Source organism: Actinoallomurus sp. CA-150999, assembly GCF_050942425.1.
GTDB lineage: Bacteria > Actinomycetota > Actinomycetes > Streptosporangiales > Streptosporangiaceae > Actinoallomurus.
The window spans coordinates 5,372,207-5,394,384 of the sequence record NZ_CP192063.1; the positions used below are offsets into that span (position 1 = coordinate 5,372,207).

A 22,178-nucleotide genomic window follows, 5' to 3' on the forward strand; every position below is an offset into this window, starting at 1 on the left:
TGTGGCGGACAGGAAGGGTAGGGCTCGCGAAACAAATCGGTAAGGGCCGGGACGGTGCCCGGCCCTTAGCGATGTCAGAGGGTGTACTTGCCGTTCAGCAGGCTCCCCGCGCCAGGGACGGTGGGGGACAGGCCCAACTGCTCCAGGACGCAGAAGGCCGTTGCCGTCGCCGCCGACAGGACCGGCAGGCCCGCTTCATCCTCGACCGTCTGGATGGCGGACAGGGACGGCATCTGGACGCATGCCGACAGGACCAGCGCGTCCGCTCCGGCCAGATCGAGCCGCCGCCAGTGCTCGCGCAGATCCCCCGGATCGAGGCGGCCGACCGCGAGGTTGTCCGAGACCTCCAGGCTCAGCGCGTCCACGACCTCCACCCCGGATTCCTCGAGGTACTCGACGACCTTTCCGGTCAGCGGCTTGAGGTACGGCGTGATGATGGCGATCCGCCGCGCCGAGAGAGCGCCGAGCGCGGCCAGCAGCGCGCCCGCACTGGACACGACCGGCGCCTCGGCACTCTCCTCGCGCAGTACCGCGCGGATCGAATCCTCGGCGACGCAGTGGTAGCCGGGCCCCTGCGCCATGATGGCGACCAGACAGGCGGTCGTGACGACGTCGGGGCGCGCGTCGGCGAGTTCCAGAGCGGCCCGCTCGGCCTGCGCGTTCATCGCGATCAGCTCTTCGGGGGTCACCTGCCGCATCCGGGCCCGCGCGCTGTGGAACACGAACCGGTCGCCCGGCTCGACGTCCTCCCGAGCCCGCATCATGCGCGGCAGCTCCGTCTCCATGGTCAGATTGGAGCTCGGCACGATCAGGCCGATGTGGTGGTCGGTCACGTCCGCGGCCTCCTCTCGGGCGGATGCCGGGGCGGTCACCGCCGCCCCGCCGGGCGCATCTCGGGGACGACCACGTCGCCGTCGCGCACGACGGGCTCGTCGTCGAGGAACAGGCTGCAGCCGCGCATGGGGATGTCGAAGTGGCACGGCGTGTCGTTCGGGCCGCCCAGCTCGTTGTTCGGGCCGATGGAGAACATGACGTTCCCGTAGAAGGAGCGCAGCTCCATGCCCATGCCGCCGGGGAACTGCATCAGGCCGTGCCAGTGCGCCCGCTCGTCCAGGCCCCATCCGACGTGCGACATTCCGTACCCGCGCGGGTCGTCGAAGGACGTGATGTACGACGACAGCAGCTCGGCGTCCAGCCCGCCCCGGATGTCGGTGATGAATCCCTGCTCGATCGTGAGCGTGACCGGGCTCTGCACGTACGTGTTGAACGGAAGCAGCACGTCGCCCGGCGACAGCACGATGGTCCCGTCCACCCCGTCGTCGGCCCCGCCCGTGAACACGAACGCGGCCGGCCAGTGGTCCCAGCGCCCGGGCTGGTCGGTGCAGCCGTACTCGCTCATGGTCGGGTAGACGCCGAGCCGGTAGGTGACGTCCGTCCCCGCCGGGCTGGTGATGCGCATCGAGGTCGCCTTGCCCAGCAGTTCGGCGCCGACCTCGACCCGCTCCCGCAGCTCCCGCGTCGGCATCAGCCGCGCCAGCAGCGGCGCCGGTTCGACGACGGTCAGGATCCGTGTCGCCGCGTCCTGGATGGCGAACTGCTCCTTGCTGAAGAGCAGGAATTTCAGGTCCACCAGCATGTCCGCCTGCTTGAACGCCTCCACCACCTGCGGATTGGCGCCGAGCGCGGTCTGCCCGACCGCCCACGCGCCCGACGCGCTCGACTCCTCCGGCAGCCGCACATGGTAGGCGGTCGCCCCCAGGCGTTGGGCGGCGAAGAGGAAGGCGTCCGCGTAGTCCAGCCGCTCGGCTCCCTGAGAGAGCACGGCGATGGTCTCGCCTTCGTGTACGCCGCTCATCGTCAGCTGCCGCACGCAGATGTCGTTCAACAGATTCTGATCCATCGCACCTCCCGCGATGAGGCCCCAGTTAATCCGAACACGGACTATCCGGTCCGGACGAAGCCCAGCTCCTTGGGGCAGATTGATTCGGACTATTCGGGCGTAAGCCCTGGCATTCAGTTCTTGCCGGCCGGGTCCCCGGGTACCCACTGCGAGAGCGCCTCGCGGAGGGCGGCCAGAGCGCCGCCGGGGTTGTCCCAGAAGACCATGTGGCCGGCGTCGGGGATCTCGACCAGGCGGGCGGCGGGGTTGGCGCGGGCGGCCTCCGCGGCGCCGGACTGCGTGACGACGGGGCTCTGCGCGCCGTACAGCAGCACGGACGGGGCCGGTACGGCGGGCCAGGTGTCGAAGAAGTCCTCGGTCTCGAAGCCCTGATGCGTCGCGGCGATCGCCTCCGCGCCGCAACTCGCGAGCCAGCGGGCCCGCAGCTCCTGCTCGCGGCGCGGCCATCGTGGCCACGACAACGCCACCTCGTCGGCGTCGGTGCCGCGCCTCGCCTGGTCCAGCTGAGACTGGAAGGCCGAGAGCGTGGTCGGGTACGGACCGCGAGCCGGGCCGCTCATCGGCGGGTCCACCAGCACGCTCCCGCGCAGCGGCACGGCGGATCGGGCGGCGGCGACGGCGGCGATCCGGGCGCCCATCGAGTGCCCGAGCAGCAGCGGGCGGTGCAGGTCCAGCCCCCGGATCACCGCCTCGACGTCGGCCGCGTAATCCTCCAGCGTGTACGAGGCGCCGTCGTCGGACAGCCCGCGGCCGCGCACGTCGAGGACGATCGGCCGGACCAGATCGGTCAGCTCGCGGGCGACGAAGTCCATGCTGATCGCCGGGCTGGTGATGCCGGGCACGACGACCAGCGGTAGACCCTCACCGCCGTAGTCGAGGGCGTGCAGCTGCAGGGAGCCCGACCGGACCCAGCGGCCGAGCGCGGGAATGTCCGCCAGGTCGGCGAGTGCGGACTGGGAGAGGACGCGGTCAGACATGCTGGGGGCTCCTGCCGAGATAGCCGAGGGCGTCGGCGAGTGCGATGACGTCGCCGTACTTGGCCTGGATGTCGAAGAGCGCGGCGTCGTGCGGGCCCGCGGCCCGGTCGCCGCAGCACTCGCGCGGCACCAGGACCGAGAAGCCGGACTGCACCGCGTCCACGACCGTCGCGCGGACGCAGCCGCTGGTCGTCGCCCCGCAGACGACGACCGTGTCGCAGCCAGCACCGGTGAGGATCGAGGCGAGCGAGGTGCCGAAGAACGCGGACGCGCCTTTCTTCACCACGAGCACGTCCTCGTCGCGGCGCGGCAGGCGCTCGTCGACCGCCACGGCCGGGCTGCCCTCCCGCAGCGCCCGCATCCCGGGTGCCTTGTCCAGCCAGCGCACGACCGTCCCGTCCGCCTCGGCCGGGGTGTAGGCGATGGTGGTGAAGACGACCGGTACGCCGGCGTCGCGCCCCGTCTCGAGCAGCGCGGCCGTGGCCGCGACCACGTCGCCGAGGTCCGCGCCGGAGGGGTACGCCGGGTCCGTGAACCCGTTGGTCAGGTCCACGACGACGATCGCCGGTCGCCTGCCCCGCTGGACGGCGGCCCCGAACCCGGCGGTCGCGTAGACGTCGTCGGTCCGGCGTCCGTACATTCCGTCAGCCACGGCGCAGCTCCTTCAGCTGTTTGGCCTGCGATCGCACGGTGGCGATCAGCCAGCCCTGCAACGCCCCGAACGCGAACGCGGCGACCACCGGCGCGTACTTGGCCGCCGACGGTGGCACCAGCATCGCCAGCCCGTCGAGCTCCGCCGCGGCCACCCGCTCCGCTGGCCGGTGCGGACCGGAACGGACGGCCGCTCCGGCCCCATCGGAGCGCTCGATGCCGGGGGAGTGCCCGACGCCGGCGGCCAAGGCGGGTTCGGCGGTCCGGTCGGACTCGACGAGGACGGCCAGGTTCCGGGCGAACTGGGCGAGGAGGCGGTCGGACACCGTGACGATCGCGCCCTTGCCGAACTGGGCGAGCTTCCCCCGGATCAGCAGGTCGGTCGTCAGCCGCAGCACCGCGCCACCGGGCGCCTCGTCCACCGAGAGGCGCACCTCGGCCTCGGCGTCGCCGCTGCCGCGCGTGTCGGCGCCCCGCCCCTGGAGGCGCAGGTGCCGGCGTTCCGGATCGGTCTCCAGGAACCGTACGGTCCCGGCGTACTCGGCGGTGATCGGCCCGACCTTGACCTTGATACCGCCCTGGTAGGTGTCGCCGTCACGGCCGTGGATCGACGCACCGGGCAGGCACGTGACGACCCGTTCCACGTCGTTGACCAGTGTGAACACTTCGTCGGGCGAGGCGTTCACCGTGATCTCGTTGTCCAGGATCATTGCCTTCCCTCTCCGCGTCGTTCGCGCGCGCAGCCGTCGATCGCCTCGACGATGGTCTGGTAGCCGGTACACCGGCACAGGTTGGCCGAGACGACCTCGCGGATCTCCTCTTTGGTCGCCTGCGGCCGCTCGGCCAGGAACCCTTCGGCCAGCATGAGGAAGCCGGGCGTGCAGAAGCCGCACTGCAGCCCGTGGTGCTCCGAGAACGCGCGTTGCAGATCGCTCAACTCGTCGTCGCCGTCCGACAGTGACTCCACCGTGCGGATGTCGGCGCCCTCGGCCTGCACGGCGAACATCAGGCAGGCGCGCGCCGGGGCGCCGTCGACCAGCACCGTGCAGGCGCCACAGACGCCGTGCTCGCAGCCGACGTGGGTGCCGGTCAGCCTGAGGCCGTGGCGCAGCACGTCGACGAGCGTGTGGCGAGCCTCGACCAGGACGTCGTCGTACGCCGTGCCGTTGACGGTGAGACTGATCAAGATCTTGTCGGTCATAGCGTCGCTCCATGGCGCTGTAGCGCGCGCTGTACGGTCTCCGGCCGGATGGGCGTGTCGTCGAGTTCCACCCCGGTCCGGCGCAGCGCGTCGTTCACGGCGTTGAGCACGGCGGCCGGTGCGCCGATCGTGCCGCCCTCGCCCGCGCCCTTCGCGCCGCTCTCGGTGAACTCGCACGGCGTCTCCAGGTGGTGGATCGCGACCTCCGGGATCTCCAGGGCGGTGGGCACCTTGTAGTCGATGAAGCTCGCGCACGACGGCTCGCCCTGCGCGTCGTAGGTCACCTGCTCGAACAGCGCCCCGGCGATGCCCTGCGCGATGCCGCCCCGGCACTGGCCCTCCACGACCTGCGGGTGGATGGCGACCCCGCAGTCCTCCACGCACACGTACCGCAGGATCCGCACCCGCCCGGTGCCCGGATCCAGTTCGACCACCACGCCGTGGGCGGCGTTGGAGAACGTGCCGTCGCCCTGCACGTCGAACGACGCTCGGGCGGTCAGGCCCGGCTCGGCGCCGGCGGGCAGCAGGTGCGCCTTCAGGTACGCGACGTCGGCGATCTCCTCGAACGACACGCTGCGGCCGTCGTGCGCCCGGACCGAGCCGCAGTGCAGCTCGACCTGGTCGCGCGTGGTCTCCAGCAGGTGCGCGCCGAGGCGCAGCAGCCGGTCGGCCAACGCGGTCGCGGCGCGGGCGACGGCGCTGCCGCCGATGGTCGCCGAGCGGCTCGCGAAGCTGCCGAAGCCGTAGGTGACGCGGTCGGTGTCGCCCTGATGGATCTTCACCTGGGCGAGGTCGAGGCCGAGCCGGTCGGCGACGATCTGGGCGAGGGTGGTCTCGTGGCTCTGGCCGTGGCTCAGGGTCCCGGTCGTGACGGTCACGGCGGCGCTGAGGTCCATCCGGATCTCGGCCAGGTCGTAGCCCGGCACCACGGCCATCTTCCGCTTGGCGAACGCCGCCGAGCCGTAGCCGGTGCGTTCGCTGAAGCAGGAGTAGCCGATCCCGACCACCCGGTCGGCGGAGTCCCGGACCGAGTACCAGTCCTCGTCCCGGAGTATCCGCTCGCACAGGTCGAGCGACTCCAGGTAGGAGCCCGGGTCGTAGGTGACGCCGTTGACGCCGGTGTAGGGGAACTCGGTGATGAGGTTGCGGCGCCGGATCTCGACCGGATCCACGCCCAGTTCGCGGGCGGCCCGCTCGAACAGCCGCTCCACGACCATCACGATCTGCGGCCTGCTGACGCCCCGGTACGGCGCGGTCGGCGCCTTGTTGGTGGTGACCGCGCGGCCCCGGACGCGATACGCCGGGACCCGGTAGACGCCGGGCAGTTCGGCGGAGGCCATCAGGGGCTCGATGCCGGCCGTGAACGGGTAGCAGGAGTAGGCGCCCATGTCGCACACCACGTCGGCGTCGATCCCGAGGATCCGGCCGTCGGCGTCGAACGCCGCCCGCAGGTCGTAGCGCTGCTCGCGGGCCAGGAACGAGGCGGTCAGCGCGTCCTTGCGGTCCTCGATCCACTTCACCGGCCGCCGCAGCCGCAGCGCCGCCGCCCCGGCGGCGATCTCCTCCCGTCCGACCACGCACTTCAGTCCGAAGCCGCCGCCCATGTCGGGGACGACGACGCGGACGTTCCGCTCGGCCAGGCCCAGGCAGTCGGCCATGACGGTGCGCACCAGGTGGGGCACCTGCGTGCAGGTCTGGACGAGCAGTTGCTCGTCCCGCGCGTCCCAGTTCGCGACGGCGCCGCGGGTCTCCAGCGGCAGGGCGTTCTGCCGGCCGGTCTTCATCCGCACGTTCACCACGCAGGGCGCGGCGGCGAAGACGTCGTCGATGCCCTCGGTCGCGAACATCGACACGTCGACGAGCGTGTTCGCCGTGGCGGCGGCGTGGACGAGCGGTGCTCCCGGCGCGAGGGCCTGCTCGTCGGAGACCACCGGCGGCAGCACGTCATAGGTCACCTTGGCGGCCTCGAGACCGTCCTCGACCGCGTAGGGATCCTCGGCGAGCACGATGGCGATCGGCTCCCCGACGTACCGGACCCGGTCCCGCGCCAGGACGGGCATCGCGGTCGGCACGAACTCGCTGAGCGGCCGGTCGAGCACCGCGGTGATGTCGCCGAGCTCCAGGTCACCGGCGGTGAAGGCCGCGACCACTCCCGGCACCTCGAGCGTCCGCGACAGGTCGACGCCCGTGACCGTTCCGTGCGCGACGGTGCTGCGGACGAACTGCGCGTGCAGCATGCGCGGTAGGTGGAGGTCGTCCACGAACCGGCCGCGCCCGGTGAGGAGCCGGGGGTCCTCCCGGCGCGCGACCGACGTCCCGACCCAGCTCATCGCCACATCGCCTCCTCACAGGCCCGGGTGACCAGGGTCCGGGTGAGGACCCTGCGATAGGTGCCGTCGCCGTTGCCGTCGCTCGGCGGATCGATGGCCGCCGCGGCGGCCTCCGCGCACTCGGCGAACACGTCGGGGTTCCGGCCGCCGGCCAGCACCGCCTCGGCCTCTGGGACTCGGACCGGGGCGGGCGCGACCCCGCCCAGCGCGACGCGCCCGTGGTCCAGGTCGACGGCGGCGGCGACGACGGCGAAGTCCCCGTGCCGCTCGGCGAACTCGCTGAGCGCGGCCCGCCGAGCCGCTCTCGGGAAGACCACCTCCACGATGAGCTCGGCGGGCTCCAGCGTCGTGGTGTAGAAGCCGAGGAACAGGTCGCCGGCCGGGACGACCCGCCGCCCGTCCGGCCCGTGGACGACGATCTCGGCGTCCAGGAGCACCGCGAGCAGGCACCATTCGGCGGTGGCGTCGGCGTGGGCGAGGCTGCCGCCGACCGTGCCCCGCGTACGGATCGGCAGGTGACCGATCCACCGCATCGCCTCCCGGATCACCTGGAAGCCCGGCCCCAGCTCGGCGGTCTCCACCTCGTGGTGGGTGGTCAGCGCCCCGATCCGCAGCGCGCCGTCGGTGCTGAGGCGGACGTACGCCAGGTCGCGCCGCAGCCGCCCGAGGTCGATGAGGTGGGCGGGCCGGGCCAGCCGGAAGTTCATCATCGCGACCAGGCTCTGGCCGCCCGCGATGACCTTGGCGTCCTCGCCCAGTTCCGCGAGCAGCCGCACGGCGCCGGCGACGTCGCGAGCCCGGTGGTAGGTGAACGATGCGGGTTTCATGATCCCTTCTCTGGCGTCAGGCGGATTCGGCGATCGGGGCCGGCGCGGGGACGGTGGGAGCGTCGGCGTCCAGGTTCCGGCCCTTGGTCTCCGGCCCGGCGATCGTCATCCAGACCACGGCGACCAGCACGAACGCGGCCGTCACGGTGAACGTCATCGTCAGTCCCAGCTGCGGCCACAGGACGCTGCCGAAGATGAACGGGATGAATCCCGAGGCGATCCGGCTCATGCTGGAGGCCCAGCCGAATCCGCTGGCCCGCAGCGCCGTCGGGTACAACTCGGCCACGTAGGCGTACAGCACCGGGATCGTGAACTGGATGACGAACCCGAAGACCGCGATCCACAGCAGCGCCACCGAGTGGACCTTCAACGTCGACGCGAACAGCACCAGGACGGCGGACGCGAGCGGCGCGCTGATCCCGATGACCCACTTACGCCCGACCACCTCGACGAGGAACGCGGACAGGATCACGCCGACGGCCCCCACCGCCGTCATCGCCGTGGTGCCCGAGAACGCCGCGTACGAGCCGTAGCCCTGGCTCTTCAGAATCGTGGGCAGCCACGTCAGCGACACGTAGTACACCAGCATGATCGAGACGAACAGCAGCCAGGCCACCGAGGTGATGCGCGGGCTGTAACGCCAGATCCGGGCGAGTTGCGCGAATGTCGCCTGCACGCCGCGCGGCGCGCGCGGCCCCGGGGCGACGATGGCGTACGGCCTGCTCTCCGCTCCGGTGCGTGCGACCAGGTCGTCGATGACAGCGCGGGCCGCCGCCTCCCGGCCGGCCCCGGCGAGGTAGAGCGGCGACTCCGGCACGCCGCGCCGTACCCAGAACAGCAGCAGCGCGGGGAGGACCATGACGGCGAGCATCCACCGCCAGTTCCCGTGGACGGGCAGCAGCGCGGTGGCCACCAGCCCGCACAGGGTTCCACCGATCGGCCACCACACGTCCATCGCGGTGAGCACCCGGCCGCGCTGCCGGCTCGGCGTGAACTCGCCGACCAGCGCGTAGTCGACCGGGATGCAGCCGCCGAGGCCGACGCCCGCGAGGAAGCGGGCCGCCAGGAAGAAGTCGTACGTTGGCGACAGCGCGGCGAGGACCGAGAACAGGGCGAACACCAGCAGCGTGAGGCTGAAGGCCTTCTTCCGGCCCACCCGGTCGGCGATGGTGCCCCAGACGACCGCGCCGACCGCCATGCCGATCAGGTTGGCGGTGGCGACGAGACCCTTCTCGGCGACCGTGAGGTCGAAGTGCTCGGCCAGCAGGGGAGTGAGGTAGCCGTTGAGCGTGACGTCCCAGGCGTCGAACATGTAGCCGAGGCCGCCGATGATGAAGATCTTTCCCTGTACCCGCCACCTCCAGGGCAGGCCCTGAACGATCTCGCTTCCCGTCCCCATGTAGACTCCAGCTGTTTCGGAGAGAGGTGGAGCGCGCTGGTACGCGCTTCCCTGACCGACGCCGCCCGCCGCGCCAACGGCGGTGACGTCACGATCCTTCGGGGCCGCGGTGCCTCGCGAGCCCCGGAGGATCAGCCGTGAAACTGGTACGCGAACCGCTCCTCGTCAGGATCGTTCAGGGGCGTACCACTCCACAGCCACTCGTAGGAGACGTTGGACTCGCCATCGAAATTCTTGAGTCTCGCGTCACGTCGCCTTTGCTCGGGCCCGTCGGGTAGGTGGTAGAACGCCATGTTCTCCCAGGCGGCGTCCTGCACCATCCCCGCGTGCTTCGCCCGTCGCGCGACATAGCGCATGAGGGCGTGCCCGACCCCCTCGACCGGGACGGAGCCGAGCTCCTCCGCGAGCACCGCCGCGTCCTCCATCGCCTGCGAGGCGCCCTGCGCCTGGTAGGGCAGCATCGCGTGACAGGCGTCACCGAGCAGCGCGACGTGGCCGTCCACCCAGACCGGGTCCCGGCGCCGGTGGTACATCGCCCACGCGGAGATGTCGCCCTCCGCCTTGGAGAGCATCGCGGCGACCCGGTCGTCCCAGCCGGGGAAGGCGTCCACGAGCTCCTCGACGGTCGCCGACGCGGTCCACTGGTCGCGCGCCTCCGGGGAGCAGGGCACGATCGCCACGACGTTGAGGTACTCCCCGCCGCGGATCATGTAGTGGACGAGGTGCCGGTCCGGGCCGTACCAGATCGTGCTCTGGAAGCGGTCCACCAGCCAGCGCGTCGCCGGATCCGCGGCGATCTTGTCGCCCGGAATGAGCGCTCGGTAGGCCATCTCGCCGGAGAACACGAGCGTGTCCGCGAAACCCAGCAGGTCACGCACGCTCGATCTGATGCCGTCGGCACCGATCAGCACGTCCGCCTGATGCGCGTCCCCGGTCTGGGTGACCGCGACCGGCCGGGCCGGGTCGCTCTGGTCGATCTCCACGACCTTGCTGCTGGTCCGTACCTCGACCACCGGCCCGGCACCCTCCGCGTCCAGGCACGCGTCGAGCAGGACCTTGTGCAGGTCGGCGCGGTGGTAATGCCAGTACGGGGCGTTGAACTCGCGCTTGCAGAAGTCCCCGAGGCTGGTCAGCCCGATGACGCTGCCGTCCTGCCAGCGGCGGCGTACCTGGTCGAGGGGCTCGGTGCGGATGGCCTCGAGCCGAGCGCGCAGTCCGAGACCCAGCAGAACGCGGCTGGCGTTCGGCGCGGTCTGGATGCCGGCGCCCACCTCGCCGAGCTCGGCGGCCTGCTCGAGGACGGTGACGCGGAGCCCGCGCCGACGCAGGGCCAACGCGGCCGTCAGTCCTCCGAGGCCGCCTCCCACGATCGTGACGTCGTATGACTGGCTAGCCGGCACTGCTCCTCCTCCACACCCGTGTTCCGCAACACGCGTCCGCCGTTCACTACAGGATGGGAACGGAGTGCAAGCCGCCACAATTCAGGCATTTCGGCGGCGGCCAGCGGTTCGTATGACGGAAGCGCGAGCTGGTGTTCGCAGGAACTAATCCGAACACGGACTATCTCGGAAAGCAAGAGCCTGGGACGGATGGAACGACACGGAAACGCGGAACGAACGTTCGTCAGCGGTCGTCGAGCAGGCTTTCCCAGTGGCCGGCCAGCCTGGTGAGCTCCCGCATGATCCGATCGCGCTCGGCGCCCTCGTAGCCGCGCAGCAGTTCCTCGTCCAGCGTGCGGGCCAGCCGGTTCACCTCGGCCAGCCGCCGCCGGCCCTCGTCGGTCATGAAGAGCAGCTTGCGTCGGCCGTCGTGCAGGGCGGTCTGCCGGACGATCAACCCGGCGGCCTCCATCCGGCGGACGACATCGGTCATCGTGGACCGGTCGAGTGCGACCGACGATGCCAGCGACCCCTGGTCCATCCCCGGATGGCTGTCGACCACGGTCAGCACCGCGAACTGCGGACCGGTCAGCACCGGGTCCACGACCCGCGTCCAGAGCGCGACGTACGACTGATAGATCCGGCGGGCCAGGTATCCGGGGGCGGCCATCAACGCGGGAGGCGTCGTGACCGCCTCCCGCGCCCGCTCGGCATCGGCTGTCATGCCTCTACCTTGCCACGGCCTCCGCGGTGCGCGAGGTCCCGGGTGATCCCAAGCCCGAGGGCTCGGGCCCTTGCTTTTCCAGATAGTCCGTGTTCGGATTACCTCTCGCACGTGGAGCCCCCGCTTCCGACGGTACGGAAGGCGGGTCGCCGTCGAATGCCCGGCGTACGCCAGAGCGTGATCATCACCGAAAAGGACCGGGAATGAGCACAGAAGAAATCACGGATCGGCCGAATACCGGCTCTGGCATTGAGAAGAACGGGATCAACCCGGTGTCCGATGCCGAACGGCGAGGCACCCCCAGAGGACTGTTCGGGATCTGGTTCTCGTGGAACGTCTCGATCCTCGGCGTCAGCTACGGGATCTACGTGTTCTCCCTCGGGCTGAGCGTTTGGCAGGCGATCGTCGCCGGCATCGTCGGCTACGCGGCGTCCTCATTCCTGGTCGGTGTGCTCGCCGTCGGCGGGCCGCGGACCGGACTGCCCACGCTCACCCAGACCCGCTTCGCGTTCGGCATACACGGCAACAAATTCCCGAGCTTCTTCGCCTATCTGTCGAACGTCGGTTGGAAGGTCACGATCATCACACTGGCGTCCACCACCGGCGCCGAACTCTTCGCCAGGCTGTGGCCGTCGGTCTTCGCCTCCTCGAACGGCAAGGCGACCGTGACGGCCATCGTGCTGTGGTTCGTGGTCGTCCTCGCCGTCACCATGACCGCGGCGGTCTTCGGCCACGAGCTGATCACCCGGATCGAGAACTGGATCGCCTGGTTGACGGGCGTGATGACGATCGCGTTCATCGTGATCATCATTCCGCACGTGCACTGGAGCAGGCTCGGCAGCACCCCTGACGGCTCGGCCTGGGCGTTCCTCGGCGGCATCGTGATGGCGATGACGATGGTCGGCATCGGATTCCTCAACTACGGCGGCGACTTCGCCCGGTACCTGCCGCGGCGGACCAGAGCGCGGGGCGTCATCGGCTGGACGGCCGGCGGCATCACACTGCCGGTCGCCGTACTGCTGATCCTCGGCGTACTGCTCGCCGGCAGCGACCACGCGCTCGGCGAAGCGGCCGCGGCCGACCCGATCGCGGCGCTCACCGCGCTGCTGCCGTTGTGGTTCTTCATCCCGTTCTCGGTCGTCATCGTCATCTCGCTGATCGCGGCGGCCATCACCGGCCTGTACTCCTCGGGTCTGGCACTGCTCGCCCTGGGCGTGCCGCTGTCGCGCGCCGCCACGACGGTGATCAACATGGTGGTCATCTCCGCGGGCGCGTTCTACCTGCTGTTCATCTCCGACTCGTTCCTGGCCACCTTCCAGGCGTTCCTCGCGCTCATCGCCGTGGTGATGGGAACGATGGGCGGAATCCAGCTGCTCGACTTCATCCGGCAGCGCCGACTCGGCTGGAACGTCGGCATGGCACAGGCGGCCGGGTACGGCGGACGGGCGGGCCGGTGGACCGCGCTCGTCTCGCTCGCGGCCGCGACCGTGGTCGGTCTCGGTATGGTCACCTCGAGCGACAAGAACATCGGACGGGTCGTCGGTTTCCTGCTCTCCAAGAGCCAGGAGAAAGGCGTCATCGGCCAGACCAACATGGGTGTGCTCATCGCGATGGCGATCGGCATCGTGCTCTACGGCCTGCTCACCTTCGTGCTGAAGTTCGACGTCCCTCCGAACTTCAGCAAGGCGCCCCAGCTCCAGGAAGGCGGCCTCCGAGATGGCGAGCAGCCCCGCGTGGCGTGAGCCCGATCCATGGCACGCCCCCGCGACGTACTGGTTCTGGCACCGGCTTCCGACTCCTGCGGAGATCCGGGAACAGGTCGCGCAGATGGCACGGGCGGGCTTTCGTTCCTTCCAGATCCAGGCCCGCCTGTCCTTCCCGCGGCAGGAGTACCTGAGCGAGGATTACCTCGCGGCCTGCCGGCTGGCGGCCGACGAAGCGGCCGGGCACCGCATGATCATCGGTGTCTACGACGAGTACAACTGGCTCTCCGGCCACGCGGGCGGCCGTACCGTCGAAGGCCATGACGAGCTGCGCGAACGCCATCTCTTCTGGTCGACGGCGCAGCTCACGGACGCGGGAACCGACGTCGAGTGCACGGTGGACGACATCCACCCCACGGACGTCGAGTACCTCCTGGACCCGGGGATGCACTGGGTCTTCGAGAACGGCGAAGTGCGGTGGGACGAGTGGGAGCTCGTCGCGGCCCTGGCGCACCCGGCCGGTGACGTGACCGACGAGGCGCAGATCTGCGATCTCACCCAATCGGCCCGGATCGGTTCGGCCGGTGCCGACGGCTGCACTGTCGTCGTTCCCCGCGATGCGCTTCCCACGGGATCGACCGCGGTGACCGTCTTCGTCGCGGCCCGATGCGCGACGAGCCGGATGATCAACTACCTGCTTCCCGAGGCGGCGGAGCGTTACACGGACGTCGGCTACGCCCCGTACGCCGAGGCGTTCGGCCCGCACTGGGGCAGCACGGTCAAGTACGCGTTCTTCGACCAACCGCACGCGTGCTTCTTCCGCTGGCGTCAGCATCACGGGCATGTCGGCTCGTCGCTGATGTACACGCCGGAACTCGGCCGCCGATACGAGGCCGAGCACGACGCCCCCTTCCGGCGTTCGCTGCTGGCGCTCGTGCGCGACATCGGCCCGATGACGCCCGCACGCCGCTGCGACTTCTTCGAGACCTACTCCACGCTGGGCATCGACGGCTTCTTCGGCACCCTCGCCCGCTGGTGCCGGCAGCACGGCATCGCGCTGTCGGGGCACGAGGTCCTCGGCCATGTCTCCTCATGGGACCCGACAGGGACGATCATCACCGACGACCCCCGGACGAACTTCGGGACCGACTACTTCGGGCTCGACCGGTGGCGGGACCACACCGCCGTCGACGCCCGGAACACGGATCCGCAGCTCAGCGCGAAGTTCGGCGACTCGGTCGCGCGGGCGAACGGCCGCAGCGGATGCCTGGTCGAGCAGTACTTCGGCAGTACGGCGACCGGGTCGCACTTCGCGGCCGGACAGTGGGAGCTCACCCTGCGGGACCTGCGCGCGCAGACGATCCGCCACCACCTGCTCGGCGCCCGCCAGCTGCTGACGCACGCGTTCTGGCAGACCGACGGGGACGACCGCGAGGAGATGTTCACGAACCCGCGTTTCGACTTCGCGCCGGGGGTGAACTTCGAGCCTTGGTTCCCATATCACCGCGCGTTCGCCGAAGAATCCGGCCGCCTGTCGGTGTTCCTCGACGACACGGAGCCACAGTGCGAGATCGCGGTCGTCTACCCGCTACGCAGCAGCTGGGCCGGTGGTCCAGCGCACCCGTACGGTGAGCACACCGCCTTCTGGACCGAGCATCTCGCGCGGAAGGGCTACGGCTATCACCTGGTCGACGAGCGCGACGTGCGGGCCGCCGCGGTCGAAGACGGGTGCATGGCCATCGGCGGACGCCGGTACCGCGGCGTGGTGCTGCCGGGCGTCGAGGTCGTACGGGACGGATCGACGGTCGACGTGCTCGCCCGGTTCGTCGACGCCGGTGGCACGCTCCTCGCGTCCGGACCGCTCCCCGGTGCCACGCAGGCCGGCGGTGTGGACGCGACGCTGGCGGCGCGGATGGCCGGCCTGTGCGACGCGGCGACCATGTCCTACTGGCCGGAACCACCCTCCGCGCGGCAGGTCGAGGTGGTCCTGCGCCCGCTGCGTGCCCGGCACGCCGTCGTGGAGGTGGACGACCCGATGGGCTCGGCGGACTCCGGCGAGACCGTGTGGCAGTACGCGGGCCGCGACGCCGCGGGCACCCGGCTGGCTCTGTTCAACGACGCCGACCATCCCAGAACGGTGGCCGTCCGCCCCTCCTCGACTCCGGCCGAGGTGACCCGATGGCGGCCCGAATCGGGCGCGATCGAACCGCTGCGGACCACAGATGGCGCGTCGCTCACGCTCTCCCTCGCGCCCTGGGAACTGGTGTGCCTGAGTCTCCGCGACGGGACCACGCCCGTCCCCGGCGACCTGGTGCTGGCGGAGGGCTGGACCCTGCGCGCCGCAGGGCCGGAGATCCCGATCCGGGTGGACCGCGGCTGGGAGCTGCAGGGCCTCGCCGAGTTCTCCGGCATCGGCGAGTACCGGCTCACCTTCACCATTCCCGCCGGGGATCTCGCGTGGCCCGACTGGGAACTGATCCTGCCCGTCGTCGACACCAGCGCCGAGATCGAACTCAACCGCACACCGCTCGGCCGGTACGGCTGGGGCCCGATCCGCCGCGCGGTACCCCCTGGTCTGCTTCGCGGCCAGGGCAACGACCTGCGGGTGCACGTCGCCTCGACGGCCGCGAACCGCTACTACGCCGGTACGTCGCAGCGCGCCACACCCGCCCCCTGCGGGCTCGGCGCCGCCCCGCTGTTGCGCCCCAACTTGGAAGGCGCGAGCTGACGCACGTGAGGTCAGGCGGGCTGGACCTGCCGCTGCGCCACCCGCGTGGCGACGCGCGTGACGCCCGCGGCCGCGATCCAGCAGAGGTACGCCCAGTTGCCGGCGAACGCGACGGGGATCGACACGGCGAAGCAGGCGGCGATGGCGGCACTGCGCAGCATCGCGTTGGTGAAGCGTTCCGGCGGCGTGCCTTCGGCGGCCAGCCCGGCCCGTCGTACGTGCCAGGCCATCAGCAGGAACAGCAGGCTGGTCACCGTCTCGATCAGCGCGTAGAAACCGAAGCGCAGCTGGAACGCCCCGTCGCCGGCGAGTACCTTCGTGGCGAACGGGATGAGCACGACCATCAACAGCCACAACCCGTTGAGCGAGCCGAGGATCCGGTCGAGGCCGCGCAGGCCGCGGAGGACGTTGCGGTGCGCGGACCAGTGGGCCCAGATGACCACGAAGCTGATCAGGAACGCCTTGTACTCGGGTTGCGCCTCGACCGCCGAGTGCCACAGCTCGGCATTGGTACCGCCCTTGGGAACGGGCAGCTCCAGAGCGAGCAGAGTGATCGCGATGGCCACGACGGCGTCGGTGAACAGCAGCATGCGTTCGACGACAGGGCCCTCATGCTCACTATCGGGCTTCTCCACAGCTGACTCGGTCTCCGTCACAGCGGTCACCGTAGCAGCGCGATGGGCTACGCCCGGATCATCGTCACCGCGAAGCGGAGGCGGCATGGCCCGGTCGGTCACGCCTGGAGCGGGCTCCACCCCAGCCTTCACTCCCGCTCTTCGAGGGCGGTGGTGAGGGCGGTCAAGGCGGCCGGCCAGGCGTGGCCCGGTGGTGTCGCGTAGCCGATGACGAGGGCGTCCGGGTTCGGTGCGGCGGTGTAGCGGCTCATGTCGTTCACGGCCACACCCGCCCGGTCCAGGCGGGCGAGCATGTCGCGCGTGCCCTCCGGCAGCGGCACCACCGCGTGCAGGCCGGCCGCGACGCCCGTGGCCCGCCGCGGCGGCGTACAACCGGCGAGCGCGCGGACGAGTTCATCACGGCGACGCCGGTAGCGCAGGCGGCACCGGCGTACGTGCCGGTCGTAGTCGCCGCGGTCGATGAGCTCGGCGAGGACCAGGTGGTCGAGTGTGTTGGAGTGGCGGTCGGCGAGACGCTTCTCCGCCAGGATCGCGTCGAGCAGGCGCGGCGGCACGACCAGCCAGCCCAGGCGAAGACCCGGTGCGAGGGTCTTGCCGGCGGATCCGGCGTAGAGCACGTGGTCCGGGGCGAGGCCCTGCAGGGCACCGACAGGCTGGCGGTCGTACCGGAACTCACCGTCGTAGTCGTCCTCGAGCACGAGACCACCGGTACGGCGGCACCATTCCAGCACGGCGGCGCGCCGGTCCGCGGACAGCTGCGCCCCCGTCGGGAACTGATGCGCCGGCGTGAGCACCGCCATCTCCACGTCCAGTGCGCCGAGCAGGTCGGTGCGGGCGCCGTCGTCGTCGACGGGAAGGTCCACCGACGTCAGGCCGGCTCGGATCAGCGCCTCGGGCACCTCCGGCAGGCCGGGGGATTCGACCGCGACCCGCACGACGCCGGACCGGGCGAGCGCGGCGCCCACCAGCGCGACCGCCTGCCGGTATCCGGTGCACAGCACGACGCGGTCCGGGTCGGCGTCGACGCCGCGGACGCGGGCCAGGTACGCGGCGAGGGCGCGGCGCGCGGCCAGCGGACCCCGCGGGTCGCCGTAGGTGAGGGCATCGGACGGCCCGGCGTCCAGCACGCGCCGTGTCGCGGTCAGCCATGCGGTGCGCGGGAAGATGCCGAGGTCCGGCCGGCCGGGGCGCAGGTCGTACCGCGGCGCGGACTCGTCGTCGTCCGGCGCCGCCGATGCCGTGGCGCGGCCAGGGGTTCCCGCGACGTACGTGCCCGCGCCGCGGCGGCTCGTCAGGTACCCCTCGGCGACGAGCTGGGTGTAGGCGTCGGCGACGGTGTTGCGGGCGACGCCGAGGTCGGCCGCGAGCTGGCGGGAGGAAGGCAGCCGCGTCCCCGCTCCGAGCCGGCCGCCGCGCACCGCGGCGCGCAGCGAGTGCTCCAGCCCGGCACGCAGGCCGGTACCACCGGTCCGCTCCACGTACAGGTGCAGGTCCACACCCGGCTTGGCCCAAGAATTCATCTGCCGATTGGACCATGAGTGTGGGCCATCACCCCCTTAGCGTCCTCCCTGGACGATCGACCGGGGAGGTACGGCGATGAAGTGCCCTCGGGGGTGGATACTCGCTCTGATGCTGGTGCCGGCCGCCGCGAACGGGTTCGGGCGGTTCTCGTACGGCCTCCTCGTGCCGGCGATGCAGCACCATCTCGGCTGGTCGAGCCTCACCGTCGGCGGGCTGAGCGCCGCCAACTCCGCCGGTTACCTGATCGGCGCGGTCGTCGCCGACCGCGTGCTCACGGTGTTCGGTGAGCGCGGCGCCGTGCTCGGCCCGCTCGCCGTGGCCACGCTGACCGTCCCCGCGTGCGGCGCGACCGGTGACGTCGCCGCGCTGCTGGTCCTCCGGCTGGTCGCCGGAGCGGCGGGGGCCATCGCCTTCATCGCGGGCGCCGCGGTGCTGACACGGCTCACCGCCGAACGCGAGACACGCGCCCTGGGCGTGTACTTCGCCGGGCCCGGGCTGGGCATCGCGGTCTCGGCTCTCCTCATCACGCCCGTCGCGGTCACCGGGCACTGGCGTACGGGCTGGCTGCTGGCCGGCGCGCTGTGCGCGGTGTGCGTGGCGCTGGTCGCCCCGGTGCTGGCGCGGATGCCGCTCGCGCGGCCGGTCCGGGGCGGCCGCCCACGCTCGTGGGAGCGCCGTCGCGTCGGCGCGCTCCTCGCCTCGTACGGGTTGTTCGGCGCGGGCTACATCACCTATATGACCTTTTCCGTCGCCTACCTGCGCGGCAACGGGCGCACGCCGGGCCAGCTCGTATGGCTCTGGTTCGTTCTCGGCGCGGCCGGCATCGTGATCGGCCTGACGCTGGCCGCGCCGCTGAGCCGGATCGGCGGGGGCGGTGGCGTCGCCGTGCCGGTGGCGATGACCGCGCTGGCGTCGGCCCTTCCCCTTCTTTCGGGCAGCCGCGCGGTCGAGCTGGCCTCCGCGGCGCTGTTCGGCAGCTTCTTCTCGGTCAGCGCGACCGTCACCGCCTCCGCGCGCCAGAGCCTGCCGCCCACCGAGTGGCCGCCCGCGATCGCCGGCCTCACCGCCGCGTTCGGGGTCGGGCAGTGCGCCGGTCCGCTCATCAGCGGAGCCATGGCCGATGGCCCGTACGGTCTGCGCGCCGGGCTGCTCACCGGGACGCTGTTGCTGGCGGCGAGCGCCGTGTGCGCCCTGTTCCAGCCCGGCGTCCCGGCATAGGCGACGCTGAGATCGGTCAGCGATCGCTCCCGTCGCGTCCGAGCCGGACGACGTGGGCGGCCACGGCGATGCCCCAGATCGCGCCGCCGAATGCGATCGTTCGCTGAGTCAGTCCCTGATATGCGGCCGTCTGGGGTGCCAGTATCGCGATCAGGCCGATGATGAAGACGACTCCCAGCAGGACCGAGGGAACGGTGAACCGGCGCCACTGTGGCAGGCGCTTGAAGCGGCGGGCGAGCACGAACGGCGTGACGATCAGCACGAGGACGCATGCGAAGCCGGTCGCGCTGTGCACCTGCGCATGCCAGGAAGTGGTCGCGTGGGCCTGGTCGCAGCCGTCGGCGGCCCGGCAGTCGAGCCGGAACGCCGCGTCGGTCAGGTCTTGAATCCCCGAGAGTGCGGCCAGCCAGGGCCCGGATCGGCCGGCTCGCCCGTCGTACGTGAGTGACGGACGCAGCCCGAACAGGATGAAGGCGATACTTCCGGCACCGGCGAGCGCCTGCGGGATGAGGTACGCCCACGCGTGCGGGGCGGTGAGGGCGCCCATGTCGCTGATGTCGTCGTGAACCGGGCTGTAGGCGGGGCCCTGCCATGCGCCGGCCACCAGCCACGTGCACACGGCGACGATTTCCGAGATCAGGCCGATCGATCCCCATCGGGCTAGGGAGCGGGGCGCGGGTCGTGCGGCGGTGCTGCGGGACGCAGGTCGTATGCCGGTCATGGTGTGCCTTCCCTTCACGAGCCCGACGGGGCCGTGGTCGGCGAGCCGTCGTCCGGGCGCGCGGACCGCTGGTGAGCCGCCGCTCGCCGCACCTTCGGTGTGGTCCGGATGCGCCGGGCGTGGCGGGCTCGCCGCTCGGACCCGTCGGCGAAGAACCGGACCAGGGTGTCCAGCTCGGATACGGAGTAGCGGTCAAGCTCGGCGGTGGCCTCTGCGGCGAACGGTTTGAAGATCTCGGCGACGCGGGTGAGGAGGGCGGGCGTGAGCTGCACGAGGAAGCGGCGCCGATCGCCGGGGTCCCGGGTTCTGCAGGCGTATCCGGCCCGTTCCAGGCGGTCGAGTGCCGTCGTCATCGCCGACTGGCTGAGACCGGCGTGTTCGGCCAGCTCGGTCAGGCTCAGCGGCCGGTCAAGGAGTAGGTCGACGCATCGAAGATCGGTTCGGTTGAGCCCCAGTCGTTCGGCGACGGCCTGGTCGAAGGCGTCGATCTCGCGCTGGTAGCGCCGGATCGCGGCGGACAACCTCGCGACCGTGATCTCTCTGTCGGGCATAACTCCGACTATAGGATATTCCGAAAATCGAAGCATCTACCGAACAGGACAGGTCGACCCGGCGGCTCGGCCATGAGCCGGAGCCGCCGGGTCGACCAGGTGTCGGACGCCGGTGTCCACCACCTTCGTCCGCTTTCTCAGGGCTGGGGCCTGTCCCACAGCGTGAAGGCGAAGTTCCGCAGGACGGGGGTGACGGGCTGGTAGAACGTGGTGCCGCCGACGGAGCAGTTGCCGGAGCCGCCGGAGAGCATTCCGAGTCCGGTGCCGCCGGCGTAGAACGGGCCACCGCTATCGCCCGGCTCGGCGCAAGCCGTCGTTTGGGTCAGACCATTGACCGTTTCGCCACTGCCGTAGGTCACGGTCACATTGAGCGCCGTGACGGTGCCACCGCGGACACCGGTGGTGCTGCCGCTTCGCTGTACCGCCTCGCCGACGAAGGCGTCGCCCGAACCGGAAATGAACTGCCTGGTGCCGGCGACCGTACCCCAAACGTGGATTCCGGCAGTGTCGTATTCGACGACGCCGTAGTCACCGCCGGCGCCGAAGACGTTCGCTTGGCCCGAATTGCTGCCGAGACGGCTGGTCAGGCCCTGGTTGGCGAACCAGGTAGAGCTGAGGTGCGTGCAATGTCCGGCGGTAATGAAGAAGTGCCGGGCACCGTTGAAAACATTGAAACCCAGTGAGCAGCGTGCCGTGCCCCCTGCAGCGCTTGCGTAGATGGCCGTGCCGTCCAGCATGGTGGGGCCATCGAGCGTGCTCAGCCTTCCGTTGAGAGGCACGATCCTGGCCGCCGGACCGAGCCTGCCGGCGACGGACCTGAGCTTGGTCAGCTTGGAACCGGTGACGGATTCGTCCGCTGAGATCACGACCTGGTCGGTGGCGGGGTCGATCGCCCACGCGGTACCGGGGATCCGGGCAGAGCGGTCGAGTTCGTCGGTCGCCCTGGTGAGGTCGGCGTGGCTGCGAGCGACCATTCGCGGGGTCGCGCCGGCCGCACGAACGCTCTGGGCCGCGGCGTTGTCGGTGACGGTGACGGTGAGCCGACCCGTCGCCTTGTCGAAATACGAGCCGACGCTTCGGTTGTCGCCCAGGCGTTCGGCCAGCGTGGTCGCGAGGTTCGCCAGATGTTGCCGGTCGGTCGGCGCGGTCGGTTTCGGCGATGGCGACGCCGCGGCCTGCGCACTCGGCATGGCAGCCGAGAAAACGGCCGTAACAGCCATCGCGACCACACATGAGAATGAAGCGATCTTGACCACGGTCCCTCCGGACGGATTCCTTGGACGCGCCGGTCATAATTGACCGCGTCCCCGTTCCGTCAGGACGTTAGGTGATTCACAAGACAGCGCGAATCGGTCGAATTGTGCAACCCGGGAAGCCGGTGATGGGTAATTTCACCCACGCGCTGCATTGACGCGATCCAGGCCGCGCCCGCCTTTTTCGCGCACGATGGGACCGATTCGTGGGCGTGGTGCAGGTGCCGAAACGGGTGCGGGGAAATCAGTCTTGCCGTGAGCTGTGCTCGTGTTCGCGCGAGCCTGCCGGTGGGCCGCCGTCGACCGCTGTCATGAACGCACGGCTCCTGGCCGGCGGCGTCATGGTGGCCGCCGCCGCGCTCCTGCGCGGCTCGCGGCCTCGACGCGGGTCCTCGGAGTAGAGATAGAGTATACTGATATCGGTAATCCTCGGCCAAAGGCTTCGTGGTCGCGGGTGATC

General features: G+C 70.7%; 19 protein-coding genes. 3 read left to right on the top strand and 16 right to left on the bottom strand.

What is annotated here, in order from left to right; all coding sequences use genetic code 11:
* Positions 1–74: 74 nt before the first annotated feature.
* The 11 genes from ACQP2O_RS25095 to ACQP2O_RS25145 form a co-directional block, all read right to left on the bottom strand.
* On the bottom strand, positions 75–833 hold the full coding sequence (locus ACQP2O_RS25095; RefSeq protein ID WP_433189821.1) for a maleate cis-trans isomerase family protein: 759 nt from the start codon (positions 831–833) through the stop codon (positions 75–77).
* A 35-nt stretch (positions 834–868) separates the two neighbouring features.
* The gene (locus ACQP2O_RS25100; RefSeq protein ID WP_433189824.1) at positions 869–1,900 is read right to left on the bottom strand and encodes a leucyl aminopeptidase; all 1,032 of its coding nucleotides are present in this window, start codon (positions 1,898–1,900) and stop codon (positions 869–871) included.
* A 113-nt stretch (positions 1,901–2,013) separates the two neighbouring features.
* Positions 2,014–2,877, bottom strand: coding sequence for an alpha/beta fold hydrolase (locus ACQP2O_RS25105; RefSeq protein ID WP_433189827.1), 864 nt, complete (start codon positions 2,875–2,877; stop codon positions 2,014–2,016).
* The gene (locus tag ACQP2O_RS25110; protein WP_433189830.1) at positions 2,870–3,529 is read right to left on the bottom strand and encodes an isochorismatase family protein; all 660 of its coding nucleotides are present in this window, start codon (positions 3,527–3,529) and stop codon (positions 2,870–2,872) included. Before ACQP2O_RS25110 ends, ACQP2O_RS25105 begins: the two co-directional genes overlap by 8 nt.
* Positions 3,522–4,238, bottom strand: coding sequence for an SRPBCC family protein (locus ACQP2O_RS25115; RefSeq protein ID WP_433189833.1), 717 nt, complete (start codon positions 4,236–4,238; stop codon positions 3,522–3,524). The genes ACQP2O_RS25110 and ACQP2O_RS25115 overlap by 8 nt, the downstream gene beginning before the upstream one ends.
* Entirely contained in the window at positions 4,235–4,729 is a 495-nt protein-coding gene (locus ACQP2O_RS25120; RefSeq protein WP_433189836.1) for a (2Fe-2S)-binding protein, read from the bottom strand. The genes ACQP2O_RS25115 and ACQP2O_RS25120 overlap by 4 nt, the downstream gene beginning before the upstream one ends.
* Positions 4,726–7,059 (bottom strand): xanthine dehydrogenase family protein molybdopterin-binding subunit, encoded by a 2,334-nt coding sequence (locus ACQP2O_RS25125; protein ID WP_433189839.1) that lies wholly within the window; start codon positions 7,057–7,059, stop codon positions 4,726–4,728. Before ACQP2O_RS25125 ends, ACQP2O_RS25120 begins: the two co-directional genes overlap by 4 nt.
* On the bottom strand, positions 7,056–7,886 hold the full coding sequence (locus ACQP2O_RS25130) for an FAD binding domain-containing protein (RefSeq protein ID WP_433189842.1): 831 nt from the start codon (positions 7,884–7,886) through the stop codon (positions 7,056–7,058). The genes ACQP2O_RS25125 and ACQP2O_RS25130 overlap by 4 nt, the downstream gene beginning before the upstream one ends.
* Positions 7,887–7,902: 16 nt before the next feature.
* Complete coding sequence (locus ACQP2O_RS25135; protein ID WP_433189845.1) at positions 7,903–9,285, bottom strand: MFS transporter; 1,383 nt, start codon at positions 9,283–9,285, stop codon at positions 7,903–7,905.
* Positions 9,286–9,416: 131 nt separating this feature from the next.
* A complete protein-coding gene (locus tag ACQP2O_RS25140; protein WP_433189849.1) occupies positions 9,417–10,685 on the bottom strand; it encodes an FAD-dependent oxidoreductase in 1,269 nt (422 codons plus the stop codon).
* Positions 10,686–10,908: 223 nt separating this feature from the next.
* Positions 10,909–11,388 carry a MarR family winged helix-turn-helix transcriptional regulator gene (locus tag ACQP2O_RS25145; RefSeq protein ID WP_433189852.1) on the bottom strand — a complete coding sequence of 160 codons (480 nt, stop codon included), beginning with the start codon at positions 11,386–11,388 and terminating at the stop codon, positions 10,909–10,911.
* Positions 11,389–11,591: 203 nt separating this feature from the next.
* Here ACQP2O_RS25145 and ACQP2O_RS25150 point away from each other — a divergent pair, with 203 nt between their 5' ends.
* Together ACQP2O_RS25150 and ACQP2O_RS25155 are read left to right on the top strand one after the other, a co-directional pair.
* A complete protein-coding gene (locus ACQP2O_RS25150; RefSeq protein WP_433189855.1) occupies positions 11,592–13,130 on the top strand; it encodes a purine-cytosine permease family protein in 1,539 nt (512 codons plus the stop codon).
* Positions 13,105–15,819: a hypothetical protein gene (locus ACQP2O_RS25155; protein WP_433189858.1), complete on the top strand. Its 2,715-nt coding sequence runs from the start codon at positions 13,105–13,107 to the stop codon at positions 15,817–15,819. The genes ACQP2O_RS25150 and ACQP2O_RS25155 overlap by 26 nt, the downstream gene beginning before the upstream one ends.
* A gap of 11 nt (positions 15,820–15,830) precedes the next feature.
* Here ACQP2O_RS25155 and ACQP2O_RS25160 read toward each other — a convergent pair whose 3' ends face one another.
* Both ACQP2O_RS25160 and ACQP2O_RS25165 read right to left on the bottom strand, forming a co-directional pair.
* Complete coding sequence (locus ACQP2O_RS25160) at positions 15,831–16,475, bottom strand: TMEM175 family protein (protein WP_433189861.1); 645 nt, start codon at positions 16,473–16,475, stop codon at positions 15,831–15,833.
* A gap of 107 nt (positions 16,476–16,582) precedes the next feature.
* On the bottom strand, positions 16,583–17,974 hold the full coding sequence (locus ACQP2O_RS25165; protein ID WP_433189864.1) for a PLP-dependent aminotransferase family protein: 1,392 nt from the start codon (positions 17,972–17,974) through the stop codon (positions 16,583–16,585).
* Positions 17,975–18,083: 109 nt separating this feature from the next.
* Between ACQP2O_RS25165 and ACQP2O_RS25170 the strand changes: the two genes are divergently transcribed.
* Positions 18,084–19,193, top strand: a complete 1,110-nt coding sequence (locus ACQP2O_RS25170) for a YbfB/YjiJ family MFS transporter (RefSeq protein WP_433189867.1) — start codon at positions 18,084–18,086, stop codon at positions 19,191–19,193.
* Between the two features lie 16 nt (positions 19,194–19,209).
* On the opposite strand, the gene ACQP2O_RS25175 is transcribed toward ACQP2O_RS25170, so the two are convergent.
* The 3 genes from ACQP2O_RS25175 to ACQP2O_RS25185 all read right to left on the bottom strand — a co-directional run bounded on the left by ACQP2O_RS25175 (position 19,210) and on the right by ACQP2O_RS25185 (position 21,721).
* Positions 19,210–19,914: a DUF998 domain-containing protein gene (locus ACQP2O_RS25175; RefSeq protein ID WP_433189870.1), complete on the bottom strand. Its 705-nt coding sequence runs from the start codon at positions 19,912–19,914 to the stop codon at positions 19,210–19,212.
* Between the two features lie 14 nt (positions 19,915–19,928).
* The gene (locus ACQP2O_RS25180) at positions 19,929–20,465 is read right to left on the bottom strand and encodes a MarR family winged helix-turn-helix transcriptional regulator (RefSeq protein ID WP_433189872.1); all 537 of its coding nucleotides are present in this window, start codon (positions 20,463–20,465) and stop codon (positions 19,929–19,931) included.
* 137 nt (positions 20,466–20,602) lie between these two features.
* Positions 20,603–21,721 (bottom strand): S1 family peptidase, encoded by a 1,119-nt coding sequence (locus ACQP2O_RS25185; RefSeq protein ID WP_433189875.1) that lies wholly within the window; start codon positions 21,719–21,721, stop codon positions 20,603–20,605.
* Positions 21,722–22,178: the final 457 nt, after the last annotated feature.